The following is a 13,382-nucleotide window of genomic DNA, read 5'->3' as shown; positions in this document are numbered from 1 at the left end:
ATACTGACGACGTGTCTGTGCCCGCACCTACGCCGGTGGTCCTTGTCCATGGGATTCGCGTCAGCGGTGCATCACTGCACCGGATCGCCGCGGCGATACCCGACCGACAGGTGGTGTTCCCCGACTTACCCGGTCATGGTTCGCGTCGGGACGAGACTTTCACCCTCGCTGGCGCCGTGGACACTGTTGTCGCAGCCATCGAGACTCTCGGTCAGCCTGCGGTGGTGGCCGGGATGTCGATGGGCGGGTATGTCTCGATGGCGACAGCGGGTAGGCGTCCCGAACTCGTGGCGGGTCTGGTCGCCATGTGCTCGACGGCCCAGCCCAGCCGGCTTCTCGCCACACCGTTTCGTGCCTTCGGGGCTGCGACCGCGTACTTGCCCGAACAAGCCGCAACCATGAGTCGGTGGCTGACCCGTGCAGCCGTCGGACGACAGGTATCCGACGACATGGAGATCGGCGGACTGGCGTTGGCCTCGATCAAGGATGTTGTCGCCGAGGTATCCCGGTTCGACGCCCTTGGCGAATTGGCGCACTATCCGGGGCCGATCGAGTTCGTCAACGGCGGCTGGGATCAGTTCCGGGTGAACGAACGCCGATTCACGGCCGTCTCACCGAATGCCAACCTCACGGTGATACCCCGTGCAAGCCACTTGTTCCCCCTCATCCAGCCGAACGTCACGGGCGCCGCCATCGCGGCATTCGCGGCGTCGCTCGTGGCATCCGAACACGAGAGCACCAGAGCGTCACGGCGTTAGGGCACCAGGGCGGGGATCACCTTCTCGCCGATGAGGTTGACGCTTTCCCATGAAGGCGTCGCCGGCATCCCTCCGCAGAGTGGATGACTGGTGACGAGGCGGAACTCTCTGCTCCGGCACCGTTCGATGAGCTCATCCGGGGTGCACACCACGTAACCTGTGCCGCTGCGTAATTCGCTCACCGTCGACGAGCTGTCGCGGACGTGGGACGCGTGGTCGCCGTGCCAGGCATCGTAGGCCTTGGCGTCGGCGAGGAGGTACTCGCCGTACTCACTCCAGAAGCGGTCCGGATCCGCTGCGCAGAAAACCGTCGACGGCCCCTGGGGTGGGGTCATCATGAAGCCCGGCTCTCGGCCGTGTGCCCGGCATTCTGCGTCGTACATCTCACGCAGTTCGGGATCGGCGACCTGGGGCTGGAAACCGAGGTCGAGTCTGGCTGCGCGTAGCGCCGCGGCGCGGGAGCCGCCGCCGTAGAAGAGCATGGGATGGGGCTGGGTGAGGGGAGTGGGTGTGACCCTGACGGTGCGGCCTTCGAACTCGAACTCCTCGCCTGTCCAGGCTTGTCGAAGAACCGTGATCGCCCGCTCGATGTCGGCGCCTCTGGTCCGCCACGGGGCACCGAGCTGAGCATATTCCTGTGGTAGATAACCCAGACCCAGCGTGTACGAGACCCGGCCGCCACTGAGGTGGTCGAGCAGCGCAATGTCCTCGGCGAGACGCAACGGGTGATGGAGGTTGACGACGACGGCCGAGACGGTGAGCATGATCCGCGAGGTGGCGGCCGCGAACGCCGAGGCCACCATCAAGGGATTCGGGAGATATCCGTCAGGAGAGCCGTGATGTTCCGAGAGCATCACGACGTCCTGACCGTGCGTATCTAGGTATTTGACCTGCTCGACCGCACGAGCGAAGAGTTCTGCTCGTGCGGTCGGCGACGCGCCCGGCGCCCGGAAGTCGTACCGCGTCGCGAAGAACGTCATGAACTCGGCCGAGCCCCGTTGCCTTCGGCCTCTTTTCGCTGTGCCTTCTCGTACTTGCCGATGACATCGCCGAACATGAAGTTCAGTCGGGTGCCCTGTGGCCACCCGATGTAGTAGCAGAGGAAGAGTGCGATCTCGCGTAGTTGGTCGCCGTCGAGCTCTCCGTTGCCCAGGGCCGCCCCGGCCTGGATCTCCGCGACGTCGGTCTGGCCGGTCGCCGCCAATGCGCCCAGCAGCAGTAGCCGACGATCCCGGATCGAGAGTCCCTCCCGCGTCCACACCTCACCGAAGAGATGGTCGGCGGTGTGCGCGAAGAAGTCTCCCGGCCCGTCCTTCATCTCCCAGCCGTAGACCCTGGACATCATGTCCAGACCCTTCTGGCGCTGCTCAGATGTTTCCTCTGTCGTCATGTGTTGTCCTTTCCTACACCCAAGCCGTCGGCGAACCGTTGCAGAGAGATTTCACCGAGTGGGAGTTCGACCCCCAACTCGGCGCCGAGTTGCAGCGCCAGTCCGAGATCCTTCTCTCCCAGGCCTCGCACGTGCGTGAAGATGTCGTACCAGAAGTCGTCCGGTTCGATCGGTGCAGTGCTGTCGCGCAGCATGATGGCCCCGGCGCCGCCGGTGATCGCGTCCGTGTGGCGCACGACCTTGCCGAGTTTGACGATGTCGACCCCTGCGGCTTCGGCAAGTCGGGAGGCCTCGGTCGTCGCTGTGAAAGCGATGAAGTGCAAGAGGTTTCGGGCCAGTTTCATCTTGGTCCCGGCACCTACGGGTCCGGCGTGGATCATCATGTCGGACATGAGCCCGTAGGGCTCCTTGAGCTTCAGATATGCCTCGCGATCGCCACCGACCATGATGGCGAGGCGGCCCTGTTTCGCTCCGTCTGCACCACCGGACACCGGTGCGTCGACCAGGGCAACACCCTGCTCGGCACAGTGCTTCTCCAGGTCGACCGCCGTCTGGGGACTGATCGTCGAGTGGATCGCGATCACGGTGCCGGGCGCCGCAGTCTCGAGGATGCCGTTCGGCCCGCGCACCACCGACACGACCTGCTCGTCGTTGAGCACCGTGACGCCGATGACGCTCGCTGCCTTGGCGACTTCCGCGGCGGAACCTGCTCGCGTTGCACCCGGCACATCGACGTCCGGATTCAGGTCGGCGAACACCAATCCGCCGGGCCACGCGGCGAGTTTCTGCGCCATCGGCAAACCCATGTTGCCGAGCCCGATGAACCCGACCGCAGTCTGCTCGCTCATGACCGGATGATCTGTCCGCCGTCGACATTGAAGATCTGGCCGGTGACCCAGCTCGCCTCGTCGGAGAGGAGGAACAGCAGCATGCCGACCAGATCGTCCGGAGTTCCCATGCGGGACAGCGGCAATTTGGCGACCATGTCCTTGACCATGTTGCCCGGGGTGGTCGACTTGGTGGCCTCGGTGTCGATCGGCCCCGGTGCGATCGCGTTGACGCGAATGCCGGATCCGCCGAGTTCGGTGGCCAGCTGCTGGGTCAATCCGTTCACGCCGACCTTCGCGAGTCCGTAGAAACCGCTGTAGAGCCACGCCGCGGTAGAGGACTGGTTGACGATCGCACTGCCGGGCTTCATGTGCCCGTATACGGCGCGGGTCACGTTGAGTGCGCCGTCGAGGTTCACGCTCATGAACTTCTTGTAGTAGTCCCAGGGCACGGTGATGAGGAAGTCGAGCTGCATTCCGCCGTAGATCGCGGCGTTGTTGACCAGGTAGTCGATCTGTCCGTATGCATCGAGGGTCGCGGTGGCCAGGGCCTGCGCGGACCCCGGGTCGGCGACGTCGGTGTTGACGTAGAGCCCACCGAGGTCTGCTGCGACCTGCTTGCCCGCCTCGTCGTTGAGGTCGGCGACCACGACGTTGGCACCCTCGGCGGCCAGTCGGCGTGCGTAGACCTCGCCGATGCCGCCGGCCGCTCCGGTGACGATGGCTGTCTTGCCTTCGAATCGATTGTTGCTCACTGTGTTCTGCTCCCTATGCTGGTGTCGCGATGGCTTTGGTTTCCAGGTATTCCTCGAAGCCGGCCACGCCCATCTCGCGACCGATCCCGGACTGCTTGTAGCCGCCGAAGGGGATGTCGGCGGAGTACCAGATACCGCCGTTGATGCTCATGGTTCCGGTGCGGACGCCGTCGACCACCTTCTTGATCCGGTCGGGGTCGGTACCCCACACCGCGCCGGACAGCCCGTAGGGGGAGTCGTTGGCGATCCGGATCGCGTCGTCGTCGCCATCGTGCGGGATGATGACGAGGACGGGACCGAAGATCTCTTCCTGTGCGACCCGGGCGGAGTTCTCGACACCGGAGATCAGCGTCGGCTCGATGAAGTAGCCCTTGTCCTTGTTCGTGGGCCGTCCGCCGCCGATCTCGATGGTGCCGCCTTCGTCGCGAGCGAGCTGGATGTAGCTCTCGACGCGGTCACGTTGCACTGCAGAGATCACCGGTCCGCAAATGGTCCCGGGGTCGGCCGGATCGCCTGCTGGGAGGCCGGCCATGCTGTCGCGCACGTAACCGATTGCCTCGGAATATTTTTCGCGTGGCACGAGCAGTCGGGTGGTGATGGCGCATCCTTGACCGGCGTGTGTGACCACGGAGAATCCGGCCATCGAGCAGGCCGAGGCGAGGTCGGCGTCGTCGAGGACGATGAACGCCGACTTGCCGCCCAGTTCGAGGAACACCCGCTTGAGTGACTCGGCCGCGGCGATCATCACCTTCTTGCCGGTGGCAGTGGAACCGGTGAACGAGACGATGTCGACACGGGGATCGGTCGACAAGAGCGCTCCCACGCTGTGGTCGCTCGAGGTGACGATGTTGATGACTCCCGCCGGCATGTCGGTTTCCTCGGCGATGATCTTGCCCACCAGCGCCGCACACCACGGGGTGTCGGGTGCCGGCTTGAGGACGACGGTGCACCCGGCCGCCAGTGCAGGGCCGATCTTGGCGAAATTGATCTGGTGCGGGAAGTTCCACGGCGTGATCGCGCCGACGACACCTGCGGCCTCGCGTTGCACGACCCGATCGTTTTTGATGCCCATCGGCTTCGCCCGGCCGAGATCGGAACTCCACTCGTAGTTCTCGGCGAGATCGGCGAAGTAGCCCAGGTCTGCGATGGGGCCCTCGAGCTGTGGGCCCGAGGTGAGGAAGTGTGGTGCGCCGACCTCTGCGATCGTGATCTCACGGAGTTCGTCGACGTGGCCCTGCAACGCATCGCGCAGTTGGCGTAGGCACTTGGCGCGGAAAGCCGGATCACGTGACCACGTGGTGGTGTCGAAGGCGGTGCGCGCAGCCGCGATCGCCGCGTCCATGTCAGCGGCGGTGCCATCGGCGGCCTGTCCGATCACCTCCTCGGTGGCGGGGTTGATGATGTCGAAGGTGCCGCCGGATCCCGGGACCAATTTACCGTCTATCAACAGCTCGGAGCTGTTTTCTGGCTTCAGCGTCATCGCCGATCGCCTCCTTCTGGACAGGTGTCTGGACTCGCGTTTGAACCTAGTGTAATGTCAGTGTCCATGTCCAGTCCGGTTTCTTTCGAATCCACTCGCCGCAGGCTCACCACCGCGCAGGCGGACACGGTGAACAAGCTCACCGAGGCCGCGGTCGAGGTACTCCGCGACGTCGGCTACGACGCGCTGACGGTGCGGTCGGTGGCCAAGCGTGCCGGAGTCGCGCCCGCGACCGCCTACACCTACTTCAGTTCGAAAGGCCATGTGGTCGCCGAGCTGTTCTGGCGGCGGCTGGCCGAGGAGATCGTCGAGCCCGATCCGACGCTGCCCCGCGCCGAGCGGGTAGCGGTGGTGCTGCGCTCGGTATCGCTCGCGGTGGAGGATGACAATCAACTCGCACGCGCGGTCACGGCATCTCTACTGGGATCGGACCCCGACGTCGAGCATCTGCGGGTTCGTATCGGCGTGCTGATCCGCCAACGACTCTCGTCGGCTCTGGTCGCCGACACCGGGGCGCCGGCCGATGAAAGTCTCCTCGAAGCACTCGAAATGCTGTACTCCGGCGCGCTCGTCCGCGCCGGGATGGGCTACGAAACTTATTCCGCCATCGCCGATCGGCTTGTCGCCGCGGCAAACCTACTGCTGGAGAACCGATGACCGCAGGAATGCAGACCCCGAACCTTCGTGAACCGCTCCCGTTCGACCCGTATGACTACAACTTTCACGAAGATCCTTACCCGACCTATGCCCGGCTCCGTGCCGAGGCGCCGGTCTATCACAACGCCGACATGGACTTCTGGGCGTTCGCGAAGCATGAAGACGTGCGCAACGGTTTCCGAGATGCGACCCGGCTGTCCAACAGCTGGGGCGTGTCGATGGACCCTGCCGCCTACGGACCTGACGCTCACAAGTCGATGTCCTTTCTGGCACTGGACGATCCGAAGCACATGCGTATCCGCAAACTGGTGTCGAAAGGTTTCACACCGAAACGGATCGGCGAGCTGGCAGAGCGGATCGCCGAACTCACCCACCAGCACTGGGATCGCTGCCTCGAGATGGGCGAGTTCGACTATGTGACCGAGTTCGCGGGCCTGCTACCGATGGATGTCGTGTCGGAACTGCTCGATGTGCCGGTCGCCGACCGGGCCCACCTGCGTACCCAGTCGGACCTGCTGATCCACCGCGAGGAGGGCGTGTTCGACGTCCCGGAAGCGGCCGTCTACGCCTACTTCGAACTGACCCGCTATTACAGCGAATTGCTCGTCGATCGCCGCAAGAACCCCGGCACCGATCTCGTCTCGGCGCTGCTCGACGCAGAGATCCTCGACGACGAGACGGGTGAGAAGACCAGACTCACCGATGACGAGATCATCGGCTTCATGATCCTCATGATCGTCGCGGGCAACGAGACGACCACCAAACTGCTTGCCAATGCCGTGTATTGGGGCTGGCGATACCCCGACCAGCTCGCAATCCCCATGGCCGATCCCGAAGCGGTCCCGGCATGGACCGAGGAGACACTGCGCTACGACAACTCGACCCAGATCGTGGTGCGCAGGGTCATGGAGGATGTCGAGTACGGCGGGTACACCATCCCGGCGGGCCAACGCGTACTGCTGCTCCTGGGTTCGGCCAATCGCGACGACGACGTCTTCGAGAACGCCGACCGCTACGAGATCGGCAGGGACAGTTCGCAGACGCTCACCAGCTTCGGTCTGGGAACGCATTTCTGCCTCGGCGCCCATCTGGCCAGGCTCGAATCGAACGTTGCGCTCGGTCAGATCGTCGAGTCGATCAATCAGGTCGATATCGACATCGCCAACGCCGAGCGCGTGCATTCGGTGAACGTCCGTGGATTCGCATCACTACCCATGAAAGTGAAGGCCCGCTGATGCCGCGTTTCGAACCCCAGCCCACCCGGCGACCCGTGCTCGTGGCCGGCGCGTCGTCCGGCATCGGTGCGGCGACCGCCGTCATGCTCGGTGCCGCCGGACACCCGGTTGCGCTGGGCGCCCGGCGAGTTCACAAATCCCAGGAGTTCGTCGACCAGATCAACGAGGCCGGCGGCGAGGCGGTTGCGTTACCACTGGACATCACTGACACCGCATCGATCGATGAGTTCGTCACCAAGGCCGAAGCGCAACTGGGCCCGGCCGAGATCGTGGTATCGGGTGCCGGCGACCTCGATCCGGGCCGTTCGCACGAGATCACCAACGACGATTTCGCCGCTCAGGTCAACGTCCACCTGCTCGGGGCGCAGCGCCTGTACCGGCGCGTCGCACCCGAGATGATCTCCAGGCGTCGAGGCGACTTCGTGTTCATCAGCTCAGACGTCGTGATGCGTCCCCGCCCGCAGATGGGCGCCTACGTAGCCGCCAAACGCGGAGTCGAGGGGCTCGCCGAGGTGGCGCAGATGGAACTCGAAGGCACCGGTGTGCGCGCCAGTCTCGTTCGCCCCGGTCAGGTGATGACGGGTATGGGTATGAACTTCACACCGGAGGTCGCCGAGTCCGTGCTCAATGACTGGATTCCTTTCGGGCTGGCCCGCCACAGCAACTTCCTCAAACCAGAACATCTGGCCACAGCAATCTTGACGATCGTTTCCATGCCTCGAGGAGCGCACATGCGCCTGGTCGAGGTCGAGGCCGAAGCCCCGGTCCCACGCATCGAAGGAGACAAGAAGAAATGACCCTCACGAAGCCGAAGCGCGTATCCGGTGGCGAAGGCGAACACGGACACCTCGAAGAACTTTCGACCGATCCGATCGGCCTGTTCTGGCGGGTCCGTGAAGAGTGCGGCGACGTCGGTGTCTTCCAGCTCGCCGACCGCGAGGTGGCGCTCGTGTCAGGAGCGGCCGCCAACGAAGCCTTCTTCCGCGCCTCCGAGGAGGATCTCGACCAGGCGGCTGCCTATCCGTTCATGACCCCGATCTTCGGCGAGGGCGTCGTGTTCGATGCCAGCCCCGAGCGCCGGTCGGAGATGTTGCACAACCAGGCGCTCAAAGGCGCCCACATGAAACAGCACGCGATCACGATTCCTCTGGAGACCGAGCGCATCATCGCCAACTGGGGTGATGAGGGCGAAATCGATCTGCTCGAGTTCTTTGCGGAGCTGACCATCTACACCTCGTCGGCATGCCTGGTGGGCAAGAAGTTCCGTGAGCAACTCGACGGGCGTTTCGCGCATCTCTACCACGACCTGGAAAAGGGCACCGACCCGATCGCGTACGTCGACGCCTACGCCGACATCGAGAGCTTCCGCAAGCGCGATGCCGCCCGGAAAGGGCTGGTGGAGCTGGTCCAAGAGATCATGGACACCAGAATCGCCGGAGAGCCTGCCACCGATGAGGACAAAGACCTCCTCGATGTCCTCATCTCGATCCGGGATGACGAGGGCAACCTTCGATTCACTGCGGACACCATCACCGGCATGTTCATCTCGATGATGTTCGCGGGCCACCACACCACATCGGGTACCGCCGCGTGGACGTTGATCGAGTTGCTGCGGCATCCGGAGTATATGACGCAGGTGACCGCCGAGCTGGACGAGATCTATTCGGACGGTGCGGAATACAGCTTCGGTGCGATGCGCCAGATACCGAAGCTCGAGTCTGCGCTGAAAGAAGCGCTCCGGTTGCACCCACCGTTGATCGTCTTGATGCGGGTGGTTCAGAACGACTTCGAAGTCGAAGATTTCCACCTCGAACCCGGCCAGTCGATCGCGGTGTCTCCGGCGATCTCCAACCGTTTGCCCGAGGACTTCCCCAACCCTGACGCGTTCGACCCCGATCGCTATCTCGAGCCGCGCCAGGAGGATCTCGTCAACCGCTGGACCTGGATCCCGTTCGGCGCGGGCCGCCACCGCTGTGTCGGCGCACAGTTCGCGATCATGCAGCTCAAGGCGATCTTCTCGGTGCTCCTGCAGAATTACGAGTTCGAGATGGCCCAGCCCTCGGAGTCGTACAAGAACGACCACTCGAAGATGGTGGTGCAGCTCGCGCAGCCGTGCAAGGTCAAGTATCGCAAACGTTCCAAGTAGTCGGCGCCGAGCTCTGGTGGAGGTGTTCGGAATGAAGATCGAAGTGGATCTCGATTTGTGTCAGGGGCACGGAATGTGCGAGATGGAAGCCCCGGACCTGTTCGAAGCAGAGCGTGAATCTGTGAAACTGCTTGATTCACAACCTGATAGCAGTCATTTGGCGGACGTGGAGCGCGCCGTGCGCTACTGTCCGACGCAAGCCCTCAGAATTGTCGAAGAATGAAAGTTGGTCATTGTCATGGCTTTTGATCGTGCGGAACTCGATGAGATGGTCGAGCGCTGGTTGCAGGGAAACAGCGATTGCGAGAAGGCCGGTGATTGGCGTCCGCTGGCCGAGTTCTACACCGAAGACGCAACCTATGGCTGGAACTACGGCGCAAAGCACGACTTCATGGCCATCGGTCGCGATCAGATCCGTGACTACGCCATCGGGTACGAGATGGACGGGCTCGACGGTTGGACCTACCCCTATCAGTCGTGGGTGATCGACGAGAAGACCGGCGACATGCTCGGACTTTGGAAGCAGATCTTCGAGGCAACCCGCCCAGACGGATCGCACTACGGTCTGGAGGGCATCCAGGGCAGCTGGTTCAAGTATGCCGGCGACTTCAAATGGGGTTGGCAGCGTGATTTCTTCGACTACGGCAACGTCACCGCGCTGTTCATGGAGATGATGACCGACGGTGTGATGAGCAAAGGCATGCAGGGCCGGATCGACCGCGTCGTCAATGCCACCGAGCTGCTGCCGGGTTGGTACCCACTCGGCAAATCACCGGTCCCGATGTGGTGATCTGAGAATGTCGTACGCAGCCCTTGATCGCATGACCCTGGCCAAGCTGGTACCCGAACTCCTGTTGTCGGGACAGTTGATCGATCGATCCGGAATGGCGCACTGCATCGCAGCTTTCGGGCGCGAGACAATGGCCCAGATCGCCATCGAGGAATGGATGGCAGCAAGCCCCGTCTACACCAAGCGGATGCGTACCGCCTTGAAGATCGACGGAGACGGGGTGGCGGACATGTTCAAATGTCTGCAACTCGACATCGGCGCGCCACCGCAGTTCATGGACTTCCGCTACACGATCTTCGATGAGTACCACGGCGAGTTCGTACTCAATCACTGTGGCGCACTGATGGATGTCGAGCCGATGGGGGACGACTACGTCACCTCGATGTGCCACGACATCGAAGACCCGACGTTCGACGCCACCGCCATCGCCACCAATCGGCGCGCCCGGATCCGCCCGATCCACCGGCCACCGCGCAGGCCGCAGGATCAGCATCCGCACTGCGCCTGGACGGTGACGATCGAACCCGACCGGGATGAGTTGCCGCTGCCCCCGGAATCGATCATCATGTCGGGCACTCGGGCCGCCGCCGCCGAGTTGTCCGCGATCGAACCCGGTGGCGAGGGCCATGATGACTACCTGGGCCCGGTCTGGGAGGACCTGAGGTTCGAGGACTGGTCGCATTCGGCGCTGGTGCGCATCGCAGAAGAGGTTGCGCTGCAACATCAGTTACTCGCCCTCGGGTTCCTGATGTCGGTACGCGGCAAGACCGACGAGGACGGCGCCATCGAGATCTTCCGGAAACAGCTCACCGGCATCAGCGGGCTGACCGCTGATCGGCTGCGTCAGAGCCTCGGTCTCGACCGAGAGGCCGAGGATCTGGCGACGGTGTTGCGACTGCATCCGATTCTGGGACCTGTGCAGTACAGCGGAGTCGAGGTCGAGACGGTCGGCTCGGGCAAAGACGCCATCGTGAGGGTGAGGTTGCCCCGTAACTCCGACGCCGTCGTGGATGACGGATGGTTGGCACACCTCGACCCCGGGCACCTCGAGCCCGTGTTGGCGATGGCGACTGCCGTCGACCCCAGTTGGTCCGGGGTATCCGGCTACGCGGACGGCGAAGACCTGGTGATCGAGATCGCCCACGGCGAACCGCTGGCGAAAGAACTCGGGGAAGTTGCGATAGCCCGTTTCAGTGGCGGCGCAACGTTCGAGTTCGAGGACCGTGGCCGCGGAATTCCTCTGTCGATCACTCCGGTGACGGCAGGTACCTGAGCGGCGTGAGCACACAGCATCTGCTCGGCAAACGCGCAGTGGTGGCTGGTTCGAGTCGCGGTATCGGTCTTGCCGTTGCGAAAGCGCTTGCTGCCGAGGGTGCGTCGGTGGTCGTCAACGGACGCGACGATGCGACCACCACAGCGGCCGCGCATGAGGTGGTCGGCGCAGGCGGGCGGGCCGTCCCCGTCGTGGGAAATGTCGCCGACGAAGACGTGGCGCACCAACTGATGGAGACGTCGGTCGGCGAGTTCGGTGGCCTCGATGTCGTCATCAACTGTGCAGGGGTGGCGGAGCCCGAGGGTTCATCGATCCTCACGATGAGCACGTACGAGTTCTTCGCCCAACTCGATGCCCACCTGGTCAGCACCTTCGAGCTGGCGAAAGCTGCCGCCCCCACTCTTGTGCGGCAGGGATCGGGTGCAATCGTCACCACGGGCTCCGCTGCGTCTGGCGGGAGTTTCGGCGGCACCGGATATCCAGCGGGGAAGGGCGGCGTCAACAGCCTCTCGGTGGCGCTTGCCGCCGACCTGAAGCCACACGGCGTGAGAGTGAACGTGGTGGGCCCGGGCGGCAAGACACGACTGTCGACGGGACCCGAGTACGAGGCTCACATCAACGAGCTGTTCGAGCGGGGTCTGCTCGATGCCGGCACCCGCGACGCCGCGCTCGATCCGGCGCCGCCCGAATACGTGGCTCCGCTCTACACCTATCTGGCGAGTGACCTCGCCGCCGGTATCACCGGCCAGATCTACAGCGCCGCCGGCGGATTCATCGGTCGATACCCGGCCTTCGAGCCCTCGTTCGTGGCGTATCGCGGCCACGACGACGAACCTCCCTACACCCTCGCGGAGCTGGCAACGCTCGTCACCGAATGAGTTCATCCGCCACGTGGTAGGAGTTCAGTCATGACTGAAGCACCTGACCCCATGGCAACCCTGGCCATCACGTCCATGCCCGGAGAGCCCTACGGAACGGTGCTGCGACAAACCGTCGGCGCCGACCTGGCGGACCATCGCGGTGACATCGGCCTGTCAGCGATCGCGACGCTCGCAGAAATCGTCGGCGGCTCGAGCTTCTACCACTCACAACCCCCGGGAACGGCCTGCGTCCAGTCGCGGCTGTCCCTGTCCGCGACGATCCCGGTGACGGCAGGTGCACATGTCATCGGGAGAGGCCGCGTGGTCGGCGCAGTCGAAGGTCACGGCACCACCTACGCCGAGCTCGTGGACGACGCGAGCGGCGCGGTGGTCTGTGTGGCAACAGCCCGCGCGGTGGTGGTGAGCAGGGCGACCGGTGAGATACCGCGCCGCGATGCAGTGGCTTCGGCGACCGACTCGGCGACATCCCCGGCGCCGGTGACGCTCGATCCCGACCTGACGGGCAGGGGAATACTGCTCGGACTGATCGACGGGACAGTGGCGCCGGGGCCGATCGCGCAAGTCCTCGGGATTGCAGTGTCGTCAGTCGGTGAGACGGACATCGAGGTCCGGGCAACCCCGAGTGCCGCCATGGCAAATCAGATGGGGACGATGCACGGCGGGATCGTGATCGCCATGATGTCCGAGGCGTGCTCACTGGCTGCAGAACTGTCCGCTCCCGCCGGCGGTCGCTACCGGATCAGCGACATCACCGCAAGCTTCCTCCGCTCACCGGCCCTCGACGCCGGCGACCTCACCATCACCGTCAGCCAGGTGAAGTCGGGCCGACGGATCAGTTCAGTCATCGCGACGATGACCGATTCAGACGGAAAACTACTCACCCAAGCATCAGCCGATGGTGTTGGATTTGCTCGCTCGCTCGCTGGGTCGTCGCGGCCCTGATCGCACGTTCTTCCCTCGTCGGTCGCATCGCTGCGCTCGCTCCTCGTCTGTCCAGACAACGCGGGGCCGCGAGACCGTGGTGGTTCTGTATCGCTCCGCTCGCTCCTCCTCAGTCCAGAACGTGCGGGGCCGCGAGACCGTGGTGGTTCCGTCGAGCGTGCCGAAACTCGCGTCGAGCGTGCCGAAACTCGCGCCGGGATGTGGCCCACTTCCATAAACAAGCACCAGTGCTTGCTTTTGGGAGTCGG

At 64.0% G+C, this 13,382-nt stretch carries 15 protein-coding genes; 10 read left to right on the top strand and 5 right to left on the bottom strand.

Annotation, left to right across the window (positions count from 1 at the left end; genetic code table 11):
* The first annotated feature begins 11 nt into the window (after positions 1-11).
* A complete protein-coding gene (locus DFR67_RS27355) occupies positions 12-758 on the top strand; it encodes an alpha/beta fold hydrolase (RefSeq protein ID WP_245938198.1) in 747 nt (248 codons plus the stop codon).
* Here the strand turns inward: DFR67_RS27355 and DFR67_RS27350 are convergent.
* Genes DFR67_RS27350 through DFR67_RS27330 form a run of 5 tightly spaced genes read right to left on the bottom strand, consistent with a single transcriptional unit; the run spans position 755 to position 5,210 of the window.
* Positions 755-1,738 (bottom strand): LLM class flavin-dependent oxidoreductase, encoded by a 984-nt coding sequence (locus DFR67_RS27350; protein WP_110472614.1) that lies wholly within the window; start codon positions 1,736-1,738, stop codon positions 755-757. The two genes, DFR67_RS27355 and DFR67_RS27350, sit on opposite strands and share 4 nt — an antisense overlap.
* On the bottom strand, positions 1,735-2,148 hold the full coding sequence (locus tag DFR67_RS27345) for a carboxymuconolactone decarboxylase family protein (RefSeq protein WP_110472613.1): 414 nt from the start codon (positions 2,146-2,148) through the stop codon (positions 1,735-1,737). Before DFR67_RS27345 ends, DFR67_RS27350 begins: the two co-directional genes overlap by 4 nt.
* Entirely contained in the window at positions 2,145-2,996 is an 852-nt protein-coding gene (locus DFR67_RS27340) for an NAD(P)-dependent oxidoreductase (RefSeq protein WP_110472612.1), read from the bottom strand. Before DFR67_RS27340 ends, DFR67_RS27345 begins: the two co-directional genes overlap by 4 nt.
* Entirely contained in the window at positions 2,993-3,730 is a 738-nt protein-coding gene (locus DFR67_RS27335) for an SDR family oxidoreductase (RefSeq protein WP_110472611.1), read from the bottom strand. The genes DFR67_RS27340 and DFR67_RS27335 overlap by 4 nt, the downstream gene beginning before the upstream one ends.
* Positions 3,731-3,743: 13 nt before the next feature.
* Entirely contained in the window at positions 3,744-5,210 is a 1,467-nt protein-coding gene (locus DFR67_RS27330) for an aldehyde dehydrogenase (protein ID WP_110472610.1), read from the bottom strand.
* A 66-nt stretch (positions 5,211-5,276) separates the two neighbouring features.
* Between DFR67_RS27330 and DFR67_RS27325 the strand changes: the two genes are divergently transcribed.
* The 9 genes from DFR67_RS27325 to DFR67_RS27285 are packed head-to-tail and all read left to right on the top strand — an operon-like array spanning position 5,277 to position 13,134.
* Entirely contained in the window at positions 5,277-5,867 is a 591-nt protein-coding gene (locus DFR67_RS27325) for a TetR/AcrR family transcriptional regulator (RefSeq protein WP_110472609.1), read from the top strand.
* Positions 5,864-7,102 carry a cytochrome P450 gene (locus tag DFR67_RS27320; RefSeq protein WP_110472608.1) on the top strand — a complete coding sequence of 413 codons (1,239 nt, stop codon included), beginning with the start codon at positions 5,864-5,866 and terminating at the stop codon, positions 7,100-7,102. Before DFR67_RS27325 ends, DFR67_RS27320 begins: the two co-directional genes overlap by 4 nt.
* On the top strand, positions 7,102-7,899 hold the full coding sequence (locus tag DFR67_RS27315; protein ID WP_110472607.1) for an SDR family oxidoreductase: 798 nt from the start codon (positions 7,102-7,104) through the stop codon (positions 7,897-7,899). Before DFR67_RS27320 ends, DFR67_RS27315 begins: the two co-directional genes overlap by 1 nt.
* Positions 7,896-9,248 (top strand): cytochrome P450, encoded by a 1,353-nt coding sequence (locus tag DFR67_RS27310; RefSeq protein ID WP_110472606.1) that lies wholly within the window; start codon positions 7,896-7,898, stop codon positions 9,246-9,248. The genes DFR67_RS27315 and DFR67_RS27310 overlap by 4 nt, the downstream gene beginning before the upstream one ends.
* A 31-nt stretch (positions 9,249-9,279) precedes the next feature.
* Positions 9,280-9,471: a ferredoxin gene (locus tag DFR67_RS27305; protein ID WP_110472656.1), complete on the top strand. Its 192-nt coding sequence runs from the start codon at positions 9,280-9,282 to the stop codon at positions 9,469-9,471.
* 15 nt (positions 9,472-9,486) lie between these two features.
* Positions 9,487-10,038, top strand: coding sequence for a nuclear transport factor 2 family protein (locus tag DFR67_RS27300; RefSeq protein WP_110472605.1), 552 nt, complete (start codon positions 9,487-9,489; stop codon positions 10,036-10,038).
* Positions 10,039-10,045: 7 nt separating this feature from the next.
* Positions 10,046-11,311 (top strand): hypothetical protein, encoded by a 1,266-nt coding sequence (locus DFR67_RS27295; RefSeq protein ID WP_110472604.1) that lies wholly within the window; start codon positions 10,046-10,048, stop codon positions 11,309-11,311.
* A gap of 5 nt (positions 11,312-11,316) precedes the next feature.
* Entirely contained in the window at positions 11,317-12,189 is an 873-nt protein-coding gene (locus DFR67_RS27290; protein ID WP_110472603.1) for an SDR family NAD(P)-dependent oxidoreductase, read from the top strand.
* Between the two features lie 30 nt (positions 12,190-12,219).
* The gene (locus DFR67_RS27285) at positions 12,220-13,134 is read left to right on the top strand and encodes a PaaI family thioesterase (RefSeq protein ID WP_146240553.1); all 915 of its coding nucleotides are present in this window, start codon (positions 12,220-12,222) and stop codon (positions 13,132-13,134) included.
* Positions 13,135-13,382 lie beyond the last annotated feature (248 nt).

Source organism: Williamsia limnetica, assembly GCF_003217475.1.
GTDB classification, from domain to species: domain Bacteria; phylum Actinomycetota; class Actinomycetes; order Mycobacteriales; family Mycobacteriaceae; genus Williamsia; species Williamsia limnetica.
The sequence above is the reverse complement of the archived record's forward strand: the minus strand, read 5'-3'. Positions and strand labels throughout refer to the sequence as shown.

Excerpts from the sequence above, each read along its gene's own strand:
- DFR67_RS27305 (WP_110472656.1), top strand. The coding sequence starts at position 9,280 with ATGAAGATCGAAGTGGATCTCGATTTGTGTCAGGGGCACGGAATGTGC.
- DFR67_RS27315 (WP_110472607.1), top strand. The coding sequence starts at position 7,102 with ATGCCGCGTTTCGAACCCCAGCCCACCCGGCGACCCGTGCTCGTGGCC.
- DFR67_RS27325 (WP_110472609.1), top strand. The coding sequence starts at position 5,277 with ATGTCCAGTCCGGTTTCTTTCGAATCCACTCGCCGCAGGCTCACCACC.
- DFR67_RS27300 (WP_110472605.1), top strand. The coding sequence starts at position 9,487 with ATGGCTTTTGATCGTGCGGAACTCGATGAGATGGTCGAGCGCTGGTTG.
- DFR67_RS27340 (WP_110472612.1), bottom strand. The coding sequence starts at position 2,996 with ATGAGCGAGCAGACTGCGGTCGGGTTCATCGGGCTCGGCAACATGGGT.
- DFR67_RS27345 (WP_110472613.1), bottom strand. The coding sequence starts at position 2,148 with ATGACGACAGAGGAAACATCTGAGCAGCGCCAGAAGGGTCTGGACATG.
- DFR67_RS27285 (WP_146240553.1), top strand. The coding sequence starts at position 12,220 with ATGACTGAAGCACCTGACCCCATGGCAACCCTGGCCATCACGTCCATG.
- DFR67_RS27320 (WP_110472608.1), top strand. The coding sequence starts at position 5,864 with ATGACCGCAGGAATGCAGACCCCGAACCTTCGTGAACCGCTCCCGTTC.
- DFR67_RS27295 (WP_110472604.1), top strand. The coding sequence starts at position 10,046 with ATGTCGTACGCAGCCCTTGATCGCATGACCCTGGCCAAGCTGGTACCC.
- DFR67_RS27310 (WP_110472606.1), top strand. The coding sequence starts at position 7,896 with ATGACCCTCACGAAGCCGAAGCGCGTATCCGGTGGCGAAGGCGAACAC.
- DFR67_RS27330 (WP_110472610.1), bottom strand. The coding sequence starts at position 5,210 with ATGACGCTGAAGCCAGAAAACAGCTCCGAGCTGTTGATAGACGGTAAA.
- DFR67_RS27350 (WP_110472614.1), bottom strand. The coding sequence starts at position 1,738 with ATGACGTTCTTCGCGACGCGGTACGACTTCCGGGCGCCGGGCGCGTCG.